Here is a 15,722-nt window from a genome sequence, read left to right on the forward strand (position 1 = left end):
AATCTCGCGCCTTCTTCCTGCCAGCCGGCCCGGCCGGCTCTCTCAACAATTCCTTGTTAGGATGACTTGGAGAAGTCTGCCAGGGCTTTGCGCAGATTGCCACCGTTGCGCTCGAGCGCGCCGCGGGCTTCCCCCGGGCTTGCGCCGAGGGCGATGAGCACGGCGGTCTTCAGGTCGCCGTCCGATTGCCGGATCGCCTCGACGGCGGTGGCGTCGTCGCAATCGGTGATCTGGGACACCATGATCTCGCTGCGGCGGCGCAGCTTGGCGTTCGTCGCGCGCATGTTGACCATCAGGCCGCGATAGACCCGGTCGAGGCGTACCATGATGAGGGTCGAGAGCAGGTTGAGGATGATCTTCTGCGCCGTGCCCGCCTTCATGCGGGTCGAACCGGCGATCACCTCCTCGCCCGTATCGGCGAGTATCGGGTGCGAGCAGGCTTCGAGGATGGGTGCATCGGGATTGTTGGAGATGCCGATGGTCTGCGCCCCGCGGGAGGCCGCTTCCTTCAGGGCCGCGATGGTGAAGGGCGTCCGGCCACTGGCGGCGACGCCGATGACCACGTCGTTGGGGCCGACGTTGTTGTTGCGGATCCCGGCGATGCCGTCCTCGACCGAATCCTCGGCGTTCTCCACCGCCTGCATGATGGCGCCGGTGCCGCCGGCGATCAGGTAGACCACCCGCTCATCGGGCCAGTTGAAGGTCGGCGGCAGCTCCGTGCCGTCCTGGACGCCGATGCGGCCGGAGGTGCCGGCGCCCGCATAGACGAGCCGTCCGCCCCGGCGCAGGCGCCCGACCGCCTCTTCCGCGGCGGCGGCGATGGCTGGGAGGGAAGGCCTGACCGCGGCGACCGCCGAGAGCTGGCCCTCATAGAAAGCGGAAAGGATGTCGAGGCTCGGCCAGGTGTCGAGGTCGTGGTAGCGGGTACTGAAATGTTCTGTCGCCATTGTGCCAACTTTCTTCCAGACCAGTATAGGACCAGTTGGTGGCCACAACAATGGCCCGCACAACCTCGTGCAGGGCAATTTTTCTCGGCATCCTTAAAGTCGCTAGCGTCGGTCGAACAACGCGATCACCTGCTCGCCCGTTGCACGGCGAAGGGAAAGGATCCCGCTGTCCTTGTGCCGGCTTGGATGCACGCGGTTGGTGAGCAGAGACCAGGCGAGCCCGCGCTCGAAATCGAGCCATAGCCCGGTGCCTGTGAACCCCGTATGGCCGATGGCGTCGGGCGAGCAGGAATCGCCGCCGTGCCAGCCGGGATAGAAGCCTTCCCATCCCACCGTCCGCTTCTCCGATTCGCGGGTGCGGATGGCTTTGATGGATTCGGGCGCAAGCGCTGAGCCGTCGAGGAGCGAATGGGCGAAGTCGAGCACGCCGTCGATGGTGCCGAAGAGCCCTGCATGGCCCGAGGCGCCGCCGAGCGCATAGGCGTTCTCGTCATGCACCTCGCCCCGGATCACGCGCCCGCGCCAAGTGCAGCGCTCGGTTGCGGCGCAGAGCGTCGGGTCAGGCCGGAAGGAGAATTGTTCAGGCAACGGCTGATCGATGAGCGGCTGTCCGGTGATGCGCTCGATGGCGATGCCGAGCAGCATGAAGTTGATGTCGGAATAGACCGGTGGCCCGCTCTGCCAGACGCGCTGCAGGATGAACGCGCGCAGGGTCTCGGGATCCTGGCCGTAGGTGTAGAGCGGCTCGACGCCGGGCAGATGCGTCTGATGCGCCAGGCATTGCCGGAAGGTGAGGCGCCGCTCGGCGGCGTTCATGTCGTATTGGCGCAGGTCCGGGATGACCTTTATGAGCGGATCGTCGAGCGAAATCGTTCCCGCCTCGACCAGGCGTAAAATGCCCGTGGTCGTGAAGATGACCTTGGTGAGCGACGCCAGATCGAACCATGTTTCACGGGAAACAGTTTCGCGCTCCGGCTCGATCTGCGCATGACCGGCCCATTGCACGGCGCGCTCGCCGTCGGCGGTGACGCTTCCGAGCACCGCGCCGGGAATGTTGCCGTCCCGAATGGACACGGCGGCAGGCGCGAAGGCCCCGTCGATCAAGGCTGCTAGGGACATGATGGGCTTAAGCCGCGCGGTGCAATTCGCCGCCGGGCATCGGATGCGGCACGCCGGTGGTTGTCGGCAGGCTCAAGGGCAGTCCGAGCGTGGATCTTACGGCGAGATAGCCGAAGGCCTGCGCCTCCAGGAAATCGCCGTTCCAGCCCACCGCCTCGACCGGATCGACGGCGACGCCCAGCTCCTCGTGCAGGCGTTTCATGAAATGCGCGTTGCGCCGCCCGCCGCCGGTGACGAGCCAGCGCTGCGGCGCGCGCGGAACGTGGCGCAGGGCGGCGATGACGGACTGGATGGTGAACTCCGCGAGGGTCGCTGCACCATCCGCATCGGAGAGCGCCTCGGCGCCCTTGGCGCGGGCATGGAAATCCTGCCGGTCGAGGGATTTCGGAGCGGGGCGGTCGAAGAACGGATTGGTCATGAACTCCGCGACGAGCCTCGCATCGGCCTTGCCGGAGGCGGCGAGCTGCCCGTTCTCATCGAAGCTCAGGCCCCGGCGGCGCAGGACGAAATCGTCGAGCAGGGCGCTTGCCGGGCCGGTGTCGAAGGCGATCACCGTGTCGCCGTCGATATAGGTGACGTTGCCGACGCCGCCGAGGTTGAGGATCATCACGGGCTGGGGAAGCTTGCTCGCCAGCGCACGATGATAGAGCGGCACGAACGGCGCGCCTTCGCCGCCGGAGGCCACGTCCGCGTGGCGGAAGCGATAGACGGTATCGATGCCGAGCGCCTCGGCCACCTTTTCGCCGAGGCCGAGCTGGCGCGTGAAGCGCACCTCCGGCCGGTGATAGACCGTCTGGCCGTGGAAGCCGACGAGACTCACGTCCTTGGCCGCAATCCCGGCTTCCGTCATGAAGCGGCGGATGGCGCCGATATGCGCCTCCGTCACCGCCCGTTCGAGATCCTCCAGCGGCTCGCTCTGCGCCCGCGCCGGCTCGGCGATCAGGGTCTGGAGGATCTTCCGCAAGGGCTCCGGATAGGCGAAGGTCTGCCCCGATCCGGGCTTCACGACCGTGTCGCCGTCGGTCTCGACGATCGAGACGTCGATGCCGTCCATCGATGTGCCGCTGATGGCGCCGATGGCTTTGACGATGGGGCGTTGCGACATCGCTCTCTCCGGTCCTCTCTGGTTCGGCGCCGACCATAGCATATGCCGCGATCCGGTCCAGAGTGGTATGATATTGGACCATGACAGGTCCACGGCGATGGCCTATAAATCTCCTGCGGCTTCCAAGGGAGAGATAAAAGAAATGGTCAGGTCAGTACTGCGCACCGCCCTCGGTGTAGGTTTTATGGCGGCAATGATGGCCTCCGCCTCGGCTCAGGTCCTCGAAATCGGGGTGGATAACGGCCCGACCGGGCTCGACCCGCATGTCACCACCGCCTTCCCGAGCTTCATGGTGGTGAACGGCAACATCTACGAGGGCCTCACCGCCATCGACAAGGACCTGAAGACCGTTCCCGGCCTTGCCGAATCCTGGTCCATTTCGGCGGATGGCAAGACCTATACCTTCAAGCTGCGCTCCGGCGTCAAATTCCACGACGGCTCCGCTATGGAGGCCGAAGATGTGGTGTCCACGATTAAGCGCGTGCTGAGCAAGGACATCGCCTCGCCGCTCGCCAGCCGCCTCTCGGCCGTCGACAGCGCCAACGCGGTCGATGCCACGACCGTCGAGATGAAGCTCAAGGAGCCCTCCGCTGCGCTCCTGAGCTCGCTCGCCACCATCGCCATCGTGCCGAGTTCCATGGAGGCGAACAAGGACGCCCTGCAGAAGACGCCGGTCGGCACGGGCCCGTTCAAATTCCAAGAATGGCAGCCGAACGGCTTCATTCTTCTGGCCAAAAACGAGGCCTATTGGGACAAGGGCATGCCGAAGCTCGCAGGCCTCAAGTTCAACATCTTGCCCGAATCCGCCACCCGTCAGGTCGGCCTGAGCAATGGGCAATACGCGCTCCTGCCCAACATCGATGCGGCGACCGCGCTGCAGCTCAAGGGCAAGCCGAACGCGAAGCTCGCCGAGACCATGGATCTCGCCTACACGCTGATCGGCATGAACACCTCGAAGCCGCCCTTCGACAACCCGAAGGTGCGCGAGGCGGTGAACTACGCCATCAACCGCCAGGAGATCGTCGATGCGGCGCTCTTCGGCGCAGGCGTTCCCGGCGGCCCGCTCTCGCCGGCCCTGAAGTCGTGGGCACTCAACGTGAACCAGTTTGCCTGCTACAAGCCCGATCCGGCAAAAGCCCAGGCGCTCTTGAAGGAAGCGGGCGTCGCCACGCCGGTGGCCGTGTCGATGAAGGTTCTGCCGCGCCAGGACATCAAGGACATCGCCCAGGTGGTGCAGGAGCAGCTCAACAAGGCCGGCTTCAAGGTCGAGCTGATCAACCAGGAGCAGGGCCAGTTCATCCAGGATTGGCGTAACAGCAATTTCGATCTGTTCGCCTCGCTCAATGCCGGCCAGCCCGATCCCGACGACTACTTCTTCCGCACCTTCCGCACGGGCGGTTCGACCAACGTGTTCAAGTATTCCGACACGGAAATCGACGGCCTGCTCGACCAAGCACGGACGACGCAGGATCAGGCTGCGCGCAAAGCTGCTTACGACAAGGTGCAGCAGAAGCTCGCCTGCTCGGGCCCCGTGGCGCATCTGACCTACGGCACCCTGTTCTCGGCCATGAACGCCAAGCTGCAGGGCTATGACGTGATGCCGAACCGCTCGCTGCTGACTCTGCGCAACGCGTCGTACTGATCTGCCATCCTCGCCCCGGCGCCGCGTTCATGCGGCGTCGGGGCTCTGCTTTAAGAGCCCATCCGCATGAACCGCGTCCTGCTCGCACGCCTCATCGATCTCGTCATCGTCCTCTTCGGTGTGTCGGTCATCGTGTTCCTGATGATCCGGCTGATTCCGGGCGACGCGGTGGCGATCATGCTCGGGGCGAACACCGAGATCACGCCCGAGCGCATGGCGGAGCTCAACCGCCGTGTCGGTCTCGACCGTCCGATCGTCGAGCAATACCTGCTCTGGGCCGGAAATGCGCTACGCGGCGATTTCGGCACGTCGCTTTGGACCGGCCGTCCCGTCGCGGGCGAAATCCTCCTGCACCTGTGGCCGACGCTGGAGCTCACCTTCCTTGCGCTCCTCGTCGGCGCGGTTCTCGCGGTGCCGGTCGGCTGCCTGATGGCGCAGACGCGCGGCGGCGCGGCGGATGTTGTCATGCGCGTGACGGCGATCGCCGGCCTGACGATCCCTTCCTTCTGGCTCGGAATCGTTCTGATCCTTCTGCTCTCGAGTTGGGCGCCGGGCTTCGCGTCGCTCGGCTATGTACCGTTCTCGGAGGATCCGCTGGGCAATCTCCAGCGTATGATGCTGCCGGCCATCGCGCTGGCGCTGCCGATCCTCGCCAATCTCTCGCGCCTCGTGCGCTCGGCCATGCTCGATGCGCTGGGACAGGACTACGTCCGCACCGCCCGCGCCAAGGGCCTGTCGGAGCGGCGCGTCGTCTACAAGCATGCCCTGCGCAATGCGCTGATTCCGTTCCTCACCAGCGTCGGCATCATGACCGGCTATCTTCTCGGCGGCGCCATCGTCGTCGAGCAGGTCTTCGCCATCCCGGGCCTCGGGCGCCTGATCCTCGGCGCCATCGCCGAGCGCAATTATCCGCTGATCCAGGCCACCATCCTCGTGGTGACGGCAGGCTTCGTTTTCGTGAACTTTCTCGTCGATTTCCTCTACATCGTCGTCGACCCCCGCGTGAGAGCCTAAAGCCGTGTCGCGTCTGGCCAAGAACAAGCTTCTCGCCTTCGCCGTCATCCTGGTGGCGATCCAGATCATCCTCGCCGTCGGGGCGCCTTTGTTCGCGCCCTACGATCCCATGGCGCAGAGCGTCGCCCGGCGCCTGCGCGCGCCGTCCGCGCTGAACTGGTTCGGCACCGATCAGCTCGGGCGCGACGTGCTGACCCGCATCCTCTACGGCTATCGCACCTCGCTCATCGCCTGCCTGCTCGCGGTCGGTGTCGCGCTTCTCGCCGGCGGAACGCTCGGTCTCGTCGCCGCCTATTACCGCGGCTGGCTCGACCGCATCATCATGCGTGTCATGGATGTGCTCTTCGCCTTCCCCGTCATGTTGCTCGCCATCGGCATCATCGCGGTTCTCGGGCCGCATACCTACAGCGCAGCCGCCGCCATCGCGGTGGTCTATACGCCGATCTTCGCGCGGCTCCTGCGCGGCCCGGCGCTGGTTTTGTGCGAGAGCGAATACGTGGCCGGCGCCAAGGCCATCGGCGCGTCCGATCCCCGCATCATCTTCCTGCACATCCTGCCGAACCTCGCCTCGGTCATCCTGGTGCAGACGAGCCTCTTGCTCTCCGCTGCGATCCTCGTAGAAGCCTCGCTCTCCTTCCTCGGCCTCGGCACGCAGCCGCCGACGCCGTCTTTGGGACTCATGTTGTCGGAAGGCCGCAACTTCCTCCTGCTCTCGCCCTGGAGCGCGATCTTCGCCGGCTTCGCCATCCTCTTCCTGTCCTTCGGCTTCAATCTTTTGGGCGATGCCCTGCGCGACACCCTCGACCCGCGCCTGCGGGGGCAGCCGTGATTGTGCGGCCTGCCAGGGCTGCCGACATTCCGGCCCTAACCACGATTGCCGAGCGATCCTATCGGGCCGCCTTTGCCGGTATTCTGGAACGGGATGTGATCGACGGTCGCGATGCCGCCTTCTTCGCCGAGCGCTTTGCATCTTCTTGGGAACGCATGCTGGTTGTCCTCTCCCATGAAGAGCTCATCGGCTTCCTTCTCATGACCGACGGCCATATCGACATGCTGTTCATGGACCCGGATGCCGGCGGCAGAGGCGGCGGTTCGCTTCTCCTGGCAGAGGCGGAAGCGCGCGGCGCGAAAAGCCTCGAATGCTTTCGTGACAACCACGGAGCCCGCCGCTTTTATGAGCGCTATGGCTGGAGAATGACACGGGAGTATGAGCGAGAGTTCGCCGGAAAAAGCCGCAGCTTCGTTTTTTACGAGAAGGGCTGAACGATTGGCTTTATAAAGGCCCACAACATAACGACCTCATCCTGAGGAGGTCGCGCAGCGACCGTCTCGAAGGAGGATCCAGTGTTCTCTGGAAGCTCCTTCGAGACGCAGCCTGATGGCTGCTCCTCAGGATGAGGGTTCAGGATATATTGCCGTTGCTATAGCGAAACGACGCGCCCCGTCCGCACTGCCTCGTCGGCCGCCAGCACGATGCGGAGCGAGCGCACGGCGTCGTTCATATGGTCCGTGAGATCCAAATCGTCCCGGATCGCGCGCAGGAGAAACAGTTGCTCCCGTTCGCAAAGGGCATCGTGGTCTGGCTCGTCCGTGGTGCCGATGCGCTCGTCCGCCTGCGCGAAGGTTCCATCGTCCTTGAGTGCCGCATGATGCAGCAGGATCTGGTTGGTCTTGGTGTGGGCGTTGATGTCGTCCGAGCGGATGTCGCCCGAGGTCTCGGCCATGACGATGCTGACGCTGCCTTTCGGGCCGATCACGTCCTTCACGAAATAGGCCGTCTCGCTCATCATCGGTCCCCACCCGGCCTCGTACCAGCCGACGGAACCGTCGTCGAAACTCACGTGGAGATGGCCGTAATTGTACATGCCCGCCGGCATGTCCTCGGTCAGTCGCGTGCCGACCCCGTGGACCTGCACCGGATTGGCCTTGGTGATCTGGCACATCACGTCGACGTAATGCACGCCGCAATCGACGATGGGGGAGAGGGATTGCAGCAGGCGCTTGTGCGCCTCCCAGGCCGCTCCGCTCGATTGCTGGTTGAGGTTCATGCGGAAGACGTGGGGCGTGCCCAGCGTCCTCGCGATCTCGATGAACTTGATCCAGGACGGATGGTGGCGGAGGATATAGCCGATGACGAGCTTGCGACCGGTGCGGATGGCCGTTTCGACCACGCGCTGCGCATCCGCTACCGTATCGGCGAGCGGCTTTTCGACGAAGACATGCGCGCCCGCTTCCATGGCGCGGATCGCATACGGTGCATGCGTGTCGGACCAAGTGTTGATGGACACCAAGTCTGGCTTCGTGGCGGCAAGCGCCTCGTCGAAGTCGGTGAAGCGCGGTGCATCCTGCAACGCGGCCGGCAGCTGCATGGTGTCGATGTTGCGCGTGCAGAGCCCCGCGATTTCGTAGCCGTCGATACGGCTATAGGCGAGGGCGTGGGACAGGCCCATATTGCCGAGCCCGACCACGAGAACCCGTTGTGCGCCCATCGAAGGCTCCCCCCTCAGTTGCTGTTTCCGCCGATCCAAGTCTGCCTGACCTGCAGGCTGTCGTCGAGGAGCACGAGGTCGGCGCGATAGCCCGGCGCGATGCGTCCTAACTCGTGATCGAGCCGCAGGAACTGCGCCGGGATCAGCGATGCCATGCGCAGCACGTCCGGCAGGGCGAGGCCCAGGCGCTCCACGCTGTTGCGCACGGCGCCTGCCATGTCGAGATCGGAGCCGGCGAGCGTTCCGTCCGCCGTGGTGAGCCTACCGTCCTTGCGGTAGATCGTCCGGCCATGCAGCTCGAAGCTGGCGAGGTCGGTCCCCGTCACCGCCATGGCGTCGGTCACCAGCATCATCCGCTCGGTGCCTTTGGCGGCAATGGCGACGCGCAGGGCCGCATCGCTCACGTGATGCCCATCGACGATGAGGCCGCACCACGTATCCCGGCTGTCGAGCGCAGCGCCCACGGGGCCCGGATCGCGTCCGGCCATGGGCGGCATCGCGTTGAACAGATGCGTGAAGCCGCGCAGCCCGTGACGGATCGCCTCCATCACCGTTTCGTAGTCGCTCGCGGTGTGACCGGCGCATACCAGCACGCCGGCGGACGAAAGGCGCGCGATGGCGTCCATGCCGTTGCGCTCCGGCGCCAGGGTCACCAGGGTGCGGCCCTTCTTCAGGGAGGTCATGATGGCGATGTCCTCATCCTCCATCGGACGCATGAAGGCGGGATTGTGCACGCCCTTGCGCTCGGGGCTGATGAAGGGGCCTTCGAGATGGATGCCGAGAACGCCTGGAATGCCGGCATCGAGCGCCGCGCGCATGGCTTCGACCGCTTCCGCCACGGTCTCACGGGTATCGGTGATGAGGGTCGGCAGCAGCCCGGTGGTGCCATAGGCGCGGTGGGCCTGCGCGATGGTCCTGACGCCCTCGACGCTGCGCACGTCGTTGTAGAGAACGCCGCCGCCGCCATTGACCTGCACGTCGATGAAGCCGGGAGCGAGGAGGCCCTGCGCCGCCCGGCGTTCGATACCTGCGCCGAGATCCTTCTCCTCGGGCAAGGCGCGAATGCGGCCGTTCTCGATGACGACGGCGCGGCCGTCGAGCATGTGCGACCCGTCGAAGATCCGGGCGCCGGTCAGGGCAATGGTCATCAGAGGGTCTCCGTCACCTTGCGCAGGCGCGGAGGATTGTCCGGATTGCGTCCGCGGCCCAAGGCAGTGGCGTTCACGAGAGGATAGAAGCTCTGGATCAGGGCGATCGGCGCAAGATAGGGATGCACGTCCTCGACCGAGGGCAGCATCACGCTGGCCGGGCCTTCCGCCGCTCCGGCGACGATGACGGGAACGCCCTGCTCCTTCAGCTTCGTCACGAGATCGTTGACGCCGCTCAAGGTCTCGTCCTGCTGGCTGAGCACCAGGATCGGAAAGTGGTCGCCCGCCAGCGTCCAGGGGCCGTGCATCAGTTCGGCGGCGCTCATCGCCTCCGCATGGATGCCCGAGGTTTCCTTGAGCTTGAGCGCCGCCTCCTGCGCCACCGCGAAGCCAACGCCGCGGCCGACGACGAAGAGGTTGTCGGCTTCCGTCAGGATGGGAACCGCTGCCGACCAATCGGTTGCTGAGGCCCTGGCGAGCACATCGGGCAGGGTGTCGAGCGCATCGAGCAGCTCCTGGTCCTGCGACCAATGGGCGACGAGCTGGAACCCGGCGGCGAGCGCCGCGATGAAGGACTTCGTGGCGGCGACGCTCTTCTCCTGTCCCGCATGCAGCGGCAGCACGACCTCGCAGGTAGAGGCGAGGGGAGAGGAGGTGTCGTTCACGAGCGCCACCGTCAGCGCGCCGTCGTCACGCCCGGCCTGGGCGAGGTTGAGAATGTCCGGGCTGCGGCCCGATTGCGACACGGCGAGGAAGAGCGCATCGCGCATGCGCGGGCGCGCCTCGTAGACGGAGGTCACGGAAGGACCGACGGAGGCGGTGACGAGGCCGGAATGGATCTCGAGCAGATATTTGACGAAGGTCGCCGCGTTGTCCGAGCTGCCGCGCGCGCAGGTGACGGCAAAGGGCGGCGGAGACGCGCGCAGGCGCTTGCCGAGGTCACGGCACAGGGGCGCGTTGCTCTCGATGAGGCGCGCGACGACCTGAGGCGCTTCCCGAGCCTCGCGCAGCATGGCGGTCAGGGTGGAGGCAGTGTCATTTTTGTCAGGCATCGTCGTTTTGCATCCGTTCGGGCTGGCTGATGGTCAGCTCGGCCACGAAATCATAGGCATCGCCGCGGTAATAGGACGAGGTGAACTCGACCACTTCACCCCCGGCCGTGAAGGAGCGGCGCTCGATATACAGCGCCGGGCTCTTGGGCGGAACGCCGAGCAGGGAGGCCTGTTCCTCGCTCAACAGAACCGCGTGCAGTCTTTGCAGGGCGCGCGTCGGCATGAAGCCCTGGTCGTGCAGCACGGCGTAGAGCGACTGCTTGACGAGCGACGGATCGGGCAGGACCCGGGACGGCACGACGGCATTCTCGATCGCCATCGGAATGCCGTTGGCAAGGCGCAGGCGGTTCACGCGACTCACGAGATCGCCCGGCGAGAGACCGAGCGCCATGAGCTCGTCCGTGGAGGCAGGGCCGGTCGATTGGCTCAGCATCACGGCCGAGGATTTCAGCCCGCGGGCCGACATGTCGTCGGTGAAGCTCGACAGGCGGGAGAGGGGCTGCTCGAGCCGCATCTGCGGCGCGATGAAGGTGCCCGATCCCCAGCGCTGCACGAGGACGCCCTTCTGCACCAGGCCCGTGATCGCCTTGCGCACCGTGACGCGCGAAATGCCGAGCTGCTTGGCGAGATCGCGCTCGCCGGGAAGCGCGGCATCGGCCTTGAGCGCGCCCTTGCGGACGGCATCCTCGATGGATTGCTGGAGCTGGAGATAAAGCGGCGTGGGATTGCCGTCATCCAGGGGAAGGAAGGCCAGCGCCTCGCCCGATGGCTCGGTCATGTCTGCCTCCCCTGAAGCGCGACGCGGGCGAGAAGGATGGCGCCGTCGACCGCATCTGCGAGAGGAGCGGTGATGGTGCGTTGAACGGGCGGCGGAAGCCAGGGCCGAAGCGGCTCGGCCAGTCCTCCGAACAGGCAGATGGCGGGCGCGCCGAGATCGAGCAGGCGCGTGGCGATCGCCCCCAATCCGGCGGCGGCGTTCGAGACGATCGCGACGCCGAGAGGATCGCGCTTCCCGGCATGGTCGAGGACGAGCGGCGCGTAGCGTCCGTAATCGGCGGGGCGCGCCTTGCCGACCCAGTCCACCAGGACTTCGAGATCGTTGTTGAACTCGGCCAGGACCTCATCCGAGAGCGGCGTCGCCGGCTCGCGTCCGTCATGGGCCCAGATGCAGCGGCGCAGCAACTCGCGCCCGATGGCGGCGCCGCTGCCCTCGTCCGAAATCTCGTAGCCCCAGCCGCCGACATAATGGCAATCGCCGCTCGTGCCGCCATAGCCGCACGAGCCGGTGCCGACGATCAGGATCGCCCCGTCGCCGCCGTTGAAGGCGCCGAGCCAGGCGGTATGGGCGTCCGTCTCGATCTCGAAGGACGCGAAGGGGTGGGCACGCGACAGGAGGCGCTCGACCGCGGAGGTCTGCCCGGCGCCGGCGGCTCCCATGCCGGCATGGATCCGCTTGAGATCGCTCTCATGCAGTCCTGCTTGGGCGAGCGCTTCGCGGCAGGCTGTGAGAAGCGAGTTCCAGACCAGATCGGGATCGAGGCGAATGTTCGACGGCCCGCCGGTTCCCTCGCCCAGCAATCGACCTTCGGCATTGCGCAGGCGGGCCCGGCACTTGGTGCCGCCGCCATCGATGCCAAGGAACAGAAGGTCGGTCATATCGGGAACGGATCTCGCGGGCGCTCTTACGGACAGGCACCATGCCACTTAATATCCAGTTCGGGAAGAGGCGGCGGCAGAAGAATACCCAGATGCCTCGCCGGGCGCGCCCCTCGTGCAGGGTGGCAAGAGCGCAAGAAATTGCAAACACGAAGGCTGCAAATCTTCCTGCGCAGCCGTCAAAGAAGAGTTGTGTTTGAGTTTTGCCGATACCAATATGAGGTCACTTGTCCAGAACGCTTTCCGGTGGAACAGTCGGTTCGTCCGCTGCGAAGAGCGCGAGAATGCAGCAGAAGCGGCACGGGACAATGAGAGGGACACATTCTCAAGGGGCGTTTCCAGACGCCTCTCCGCTAGGAGGAAAAAGACGATGACGAAACTCGGTTCGAAAGCGTCCCTGCGCCGCGCAGGACATTTGCTCGCGACCGCCTCGGTGGCCGCAGCGGCGCTTGCTTTCGCCAATGCCGCCTCGGCCCAGACTCTCACTATCGAGAGCTGGCGCAATGACGATGCGGATGTCTGGAACACCAAGATCATCCCGGCCTTCAACAAGAAGCACCCCGACATCAAGGTTCAGTTCAAGGCCGATCCGCCGACCGAATACAACGCCGCGCTCAATGCGCGTCTTGCCGGCGGCACCGCCGGCGACATCATCACCTGCCGCCCCTTCGATACCTCCCTCGACATGTTCAAGAAGGGCAACCTGACCTCCGTCAACGACGTGAAGGGGATCGAGAACTTTTCCGACGTGGCGAAGAGCGCCTGGTCCACGGACGACGGCAAGACCACCTTCTGCATGCCGATGGCCTCCGTGATCCACGGCTTCGTCTACAACAAGGAGATCTTCGACGAGCTGAAGCTCACGCCGCCGAAGACTCTCGCCGAGTTCCACGCAGTTCTCGACAAGATCAAGGCGGACGGCAAGTACACGCCGCTTGCCATGGGCACGGCCGATCAATGGGAGGCCGCCACCATGGGCTTCCAGAATATCGGCGTGAACTACTGGAAGGGCGAGGAGGGCCGCAAGGCGCTCATCGACGGCAAGCAGAAGTTCACCGATCCGGCCTATGTGGACGTGTTCAAGGAGCTGGCGACCTGGGCGCCCTATATGGGCGACGGCTACAAGGCCCAGAAATATCCCGACACGCAGAACCTCTTCACTCTCGGGCGCGCGGCGATCTATCCGGCCGGCTCCTGGGACGTGCCGATCTTCCGCAAGCAGGCGGATTTCGAGTTCGACGCCTTCGCGCCGCCCGTCGCGAAGGCTGGCGACAAGTGCTACATCAGCGACCACACGGATATCGCGATCGGCATCAATGCCAAGTCGAAGAATGCGGAAGCCGCCAAGACCTTCCTGTCCTGGGTGGCTTCGCCCGAATTCGCCGAGATCTACGCCAACGAGCTGCCGGGCTTCTTCCCGCTCTTGAATGCGAAGGTCGAGGTCAAGGATCCGGTAGCGGCCAAGTTCGTCGGCTGGCGCGGCACCTGCGAAAGCTCGATCCGCAACTCCTATCAGATCTTGGCCCGCGGCACGCCGAGCCTCGAGAACGAGCTCTGGAACGTGAGCGCCCAGGTGATGAACGGCAGCATGAAGCCGGAAGAGGCGGCCAAGAAGGTGGAGGACGGCCTCGCCAGCTGGTACGCGCCGCACAAGAAGTAAGCTTTTCATGACCGAGGCGGGCCGCTCGTCAGGAGCAGCCCGCTTCTCTTGTTCTCTTCGCTTGTCAGGGCAGCATGACGGATCTCACGGCCTCGAGCGTGCAGCGGGCGGATGCGATTCCGGCCCGTTCGCGCTTTCCCGTCCACATCGCGGTGTTTCTCGCGCCGGCGCTTGCGATCTACACCCTGTTCTCGATCTACCCGCTTATCGACACGATCCGCCTCAGCCTCTATGCCGGCGATGAAACGGGAGCCCGCAGCTTCGTCGGCTTGAAGAATTTCGACACACTTCTGAACGATCCGAACTGGTCGGGCCAGTTCTGGAATGCGCTCACCAACAACCTGATCTTCTTCGCCATCCACATGGTGGTGCAGAACGGCATCGGTCTGGGGCTCGCCATGCTGCTCAGCCTGCCGCGGCTCACGGGCAGCAGCGTCTACCGCACGCTGATCTTCCTGCCGACCATGCTCTCGGTCGTCATCATCGGCTTCATCTGGCAGCTCATTCTCAATCCGCTCTGGGGCATCGCGCCGAGCCTCTTGAAGGCTGTGGGTCTCGGCAGCTTGTTCGGACCCTGGCTCGGCCAGGAATCGACAGCATTGCTGACAGTCTCGCTCATCTCGGTCTGGCAATTCGTCGGCATTCCGATGATGCTGATCTACGCAGCGCTCCTCAACATTCCCGACGACTTGCTCGATGCCGCGACCGTCGACGGGGCAGGCCCCTTCAGCGTGTTCTGGTTCGTGCGACTGCCGCTCATCCTGCCGACGCTCGGCGTGGTCTCGATCCTTACCTTCGTGGCGAATTTCAACGCCTTCGACCTGATCTATGCGATCAAGGGCGCGCTGGCGGGACCGAATTTTTCCACCGACATTCTCGGCACGTTCTTCTACCGCACCTTCTTCGGCTTCCAGCTCCAGGTCGGCAGCCCGACCATGGGGGCGGCGGTGGCGACCGCCATGCTGATCATCATCCTGATCGGCGTCCTGATCTATCTCTTCGGCGTGCAGCGGCGGCTGCAGCGGCATAGCTTCTAGGGGAGGCGTGGCAATGAATGTTCGGCCCAGCCGCATCGCCGTCCATATCGCGCTGATCCTCTACACGATCCTGGCCCTCGGCCCGATCGTTCTCATCCTCATCAATGCCTTCAAGACGCGCCGGGCGATCTTCGCCGACCCGCTTGGGCTCCCCAACGGCCAGACCTTCACCACCATCGGCTTCGACCGTGTCTTCGCCAATGCGGATTTCGGGCTCTATTTCTTCAACAGCCTCACGGTGACATTGGTCTCGCTGGTGCTCATCGTCCTGATCGGCGCCATGGCCGCCTGGGCGCTGACGGAGTACAAGTTTCCCGGCAACACCCTGATCGGCCTCTATCTCGCCGTCGGCATCATGGTGCCGATCCGATTGGGCAGCGTCAGCATCCTGCGGATGATGGTGGAGCTCAACCTCGTCAACACGCTGACCGCGCTGATCCTCGTCTATGTGGCGCAGGGGCTGCCGCTTGCCATCCTCATCCTCGGCGAGTTCATCCAGCAGATTCCTAAGGATCTGCGCGACGCCGCCCGCTGCGACGGGGTGAGCGAATACCGGATCTTCTTCAGCATCATCCTGCCCCTGATCAGCCCCGCCATCGCGACGGTCGCCGTCTTCACCATGGTCCCGGTCTGGAACGATCTCTGGTTCCCGCTGATCCTGGCGCCGGGCGACGGCAAGCAGACGATCACGCTCGGCGTGCAGCAGTTCATCGGGCAATACGTGACCGACTGGAATGCGGTGCTCGCCTCGCTCACCTTGGCGATCGCGCCCGTCCTCGTCCTCTATCTCCTCTTCTCGCGCTATCTCGTGCGCGGCCTCACCGCCGGCGCCGTGAAGTGATGTCCCGTTCCA

Annotated in this window: 15 protein-coding genes; 7 read left to right on the top strand and 8 right to left on the bottom strand. The window is 64.9% G+C overall.

Features of this window, described 5'->3' with window-relative positions; translation table 11 throughout:
• Window positions 1–56: 56 nt before the first annotated feature.
• From BB934_RS15225 to BB934_RS15235, 3 genes are all read right to left on the bottom strand, one after another.
• Complete coding sequence (locus BB934_RS15225) at window positions 57–947, bottom strand: N-acetylmuramic acid 6-phosphate etherase (protein ID WP_099510382.1); 891 nt, start codon at window positions 945–947, stop codon at window positions 57–59.
• Window positions 948–1,049: 102 nt separating this feature from the next.
• Window positions 1,050–2,066, bottom strand: coding sequence for a serine hydrolase domain-containing protein (locus BB934_RS15230; RefSeq protein ID WP_099510383.1), 1,017 nt, complete (start codon window positions 2,064–2,066; stop codon window positions 1,050–1,052).
• 7 nt (window positions 2,067–2,073) lie between these two features.
• On the bottom strand, window positions 2,074–3,171 hold the full coding sequence (locus BB934_RS15235; protein WP_099510384.1) for an anhydro-N-acetylmuramic acid kinase: 1,098 nt from the start codon (window positions 3,169–3,171) through the stop codon (window positions 2,074–2,076).
• Window positions 3,172–3,313: 142 nt separating this feature from the next.
• On the opposite strand from BB934_RS15235, the gene BB934_RS15240 reads away from it, so the two are divergent.
• From BB934_RS15240 to BB934_RS15255, 4 genes are all read left to right on the top strand, one after another.
• Entirely contained in the window at window positions 3,314–4,813 is a 1,500-nt protein-coding gene (locus BB934_RS15240; RefSeq protein ID WP_099510385.1) for an ABC transporter substrate-binding protein, read from the top strand.
• Window positions 4,814–4,879: 66 nt separating this feature from the next.
• On the top strand, window positions 4,880–5,827 hold the full coding sequence (locus BB934_RS15245) for an ABC transporter permease (protein WP_099510386.1): 948 nt from the start codon (window positions 4,880–4,882) through the stop codon (window positions 5,825–5,827).
• A gap of 4 nt (window positions 5,828–5,831) precedes the next feature.
• Window positions 5,832–6,656 (top strand): ABC transporter permease, encoded by an 825-nt coding sequence (locus BB934_RS15250; RefSeq protein ID WP_099510387.1) that lies wholly within the window; start codon window positions 5,832–5,834, stop codon window positions 6,654–6,656.
• Window positions 6,653–7,090 carry a GNAT family N-acetyltransferase gene (locus BB934_RS15255; RefSeq protein WP_157934183.1) on the top strand — a complete coding sequence of 146 codons (438 nt, stop codon included), beginning with the start codon at window positions 6,653–6,655 and terminating at the stop codon, window positions 7,088–7,090. The genes BB934_RS15250 and BB934_RS15255 overlap by 4 nt, the downstream gene beginning before the upstream one ends.
• Window positions 7,091–7,248: 158 nt before the next feature.
• Here BB934_RS15255 and BB934_RS15260 read toward each other — a convergent pair whose 3' ends face one another.
• The 5 genes from BB934_RS15260 to BB934_RS15280 are packed head-to-tail and all read right to left on the bottom strand — an operon-like array spanning window position 7,249 to window position 12,172.
• Entirely contained in the window at window positions 7,249–8,316 is a 1,068-nt protein-coding gene (locus BB934_RS15260) for a Gfo/Idh/MocA family protein (protein ID WP_099510389.1), read from the bottom strand.
• Window positions 8,317–8,330: 14 nt separating this feature from the next.
• A complete protein-coding gene (nagA, locus tag BB934_RS15265) occupies window positions 8,331–9,464 on the bottom strand; it encodes an N-acetylglucosamine-6-phosphate deacetylase (protein WP_099510390.1) in 1,134 nt (377 codons plus the stop codon).
• Complete coding sequence (locus BB934_RS15270) at window positions 9,464–10,516, bottom strand: SIS domain-containing protein (RefSeq protein WP_099510391.1); 1,053 nt, start codon at window positions 10,514–10,516, stop codon at window positions 9,464–9,466. Before BB934_RS15270 ends, nagA begins: the two co-directional genes overlap by 1 nt.
• Window positions 10,509–11,294: a GntR family transcriptional regulator gene (locus tag BB934_RS15275; RefSeq protein WP_099510392.1), complete on the bottom strand. Its 786-nt coding sequence runs from the start codon at window positions 11,292–11,294 to the stop codon at window positions 10,509–10,511. The genes BB934_RS15270 and BB934_RS15275 overlap by 8 nt, the downstream gene beginning before the upstream one ends.
• Complete coding sequence (locus BB934_RS15280) at window positions 11,291–12,172, bottom strand: glucosamine kinase nucleotide-binding domain-containing protein (RefSeq protein WP_099510393.1); 882 nt, start codon at window positions 12,170–12,172, stop codon at window positions 11,291–11,293. Before BB934_RS15280 ends, BB934_RS15275 begins: the two co-directional genes overlap by 4 nt.
• A 370-nt stretch (window positions 12,173–12,542) precedes the next feature.
• Here BB934_RS15280 and BB934_RS15285 point away from each other — a divergent pair, with 370 nt between their 5' ends.
• From BB934_RS15285 to BB934_RS15295, 3 genes are all read left to right on the top strand, one after another.
• A complete protein-coding gene (locus tag BB934_RS15285) occupies window positions 12,543–13,832 on the top strand; it encodes an ABC transporter substrate-binding protein (protein ID WP_099510394.1) in 1,290 nt (429 codons plus the stop codon).
• 74 nt (window positions 13,833–13,906) lie between these two features.
• On the top strand, window positions 13,907–14,869 hold the full coding sequence (locus BB934_RS15290; RefSeq protein ID WP_099510395.1) for a carbohydrate ABC transporter permease: 963 nt from the start codon (window positions 13,907–13,909) through the stop codon (window positions 14,867–14,869).
• A gap of 13 nt (window positions 14,870–14,882) precedes the next feature.
• Window positions 14,883–15,710 (top strand): carbohydrate ABC transporter permease, encoded by an 828-nt coding sequence (locus BB934_RS15295; protein ID WP_173909458.1) that lies wholly within the window; start codon window positions 14,883–14,885, stop codon window positions 15,708–15,710.
• The last annotated feature ends 12 nt before the right edge of the window (window positions 15,711–15,722 follow it).

The organism is Microvirga ossetica (genome assembly GCF_002741015.1).
Taxonomy (GTDB): Bacteria; Pseudomonadota; Alphaproteobacteria; order Rhizobiales; family Beijerinckiaceae; genus Microvirga; species Microvirga ossetica.

Excerpts from the sequence above, each read along its gene's own strand:
- BB934_RS15275 (WP_099510392.1), bottom strand. The coding sequence starts at position 11,294 with ATGACCGAGCCATCGGGCGAGGCGCTGGCCTTCCTTCCCCTGGATGAC.
- BB934_RS15230 (WP_099510383.1), bottom strand. The coding sequence starts at position 2,066 with ATGTCCCTAGCAGCCTTGATCGACGGGGCCTTCGCGCCTGCCGCCGTG.
- BB934_RS15235 (WP_099510384.1), bottom strand. The coding sequence starts at position 3,171 with ATGTCGCAACGCCCCATCGTCAAAGCCATCGGCGCCATCAGCGGCACA.
- BB934_RS15290 (WP_099510395.1), top strand. The coding sequence starts at position 13,907 with ATGACGGATCTCACGGCCTCGAGCGTGCAGCGGGCGGATGCGATTCCG.
- nagA (WP_099510390.1), bottom strand. The coding sequence starts at position 9,464 with ATGACCATTGCCCTGACCGGCGCCCGGATCTTCGACGGGTCGCACATG.
- BB934_RS15280 (WP_099510393.1), bottom strand. The coding sequence starts at position 12,172 with ATGACCGACCTTCTGTTCCTTGGCATCGATGGCGGCGGCACCAAGTGC.
- BB934_RS15270 (WP_099510391.1), bottom strand. The coding sequence starts at position 10,516 with ATGCCTGACAAAAATGACACTGCCTCCACCCTGACCGCCATGCTGCGC.
- BB934_RS15285 (WP_099510394.1), top strand. The coding sequence starts at position 12,543 with ATGACGAAACTCGGTTCGAAAGCGTCCCTGCGCCGCGCAGGACATTTG.
- BB934_RS15260 (WP_099510389.1), bottom strand. The coding sequence starts at position 8,316 with ATGGGCGCACAACGGGTTCTCGTGGTCGGGCTCGGCAATATGGGCCTG.
- BB934_RS15240 (WP_099510385.1), top strand. The coding sequence starts at position 3,314 with ATGGTCAGGTCAGTACTGCGCACCGCCCTCGGTGTAGGTTTTATGGCG.
- BB934_RS15295 (WP_173909458.1), top strand. The coding sequence starts at position 14,883 with ATGAATGTTCGGCCCAGCCGCATCGCCGTCCATATCGCGCTGATCCTC.
- BB934_RS15225 (WP_099510382.1), bottom strand. The coding sequence starts at position 947 with ATGGCGACAGAACATTTCAGTACCCGCTACCACGACCTCGACACCTGG.
- BB934_RS15245 (WP_099510386.1), top strand. The coding sequence starts at position 4,880 with ATGAACCGCGTCCTGCTCGCACGCCTCATCGATCTCGTCATCGTCCTC.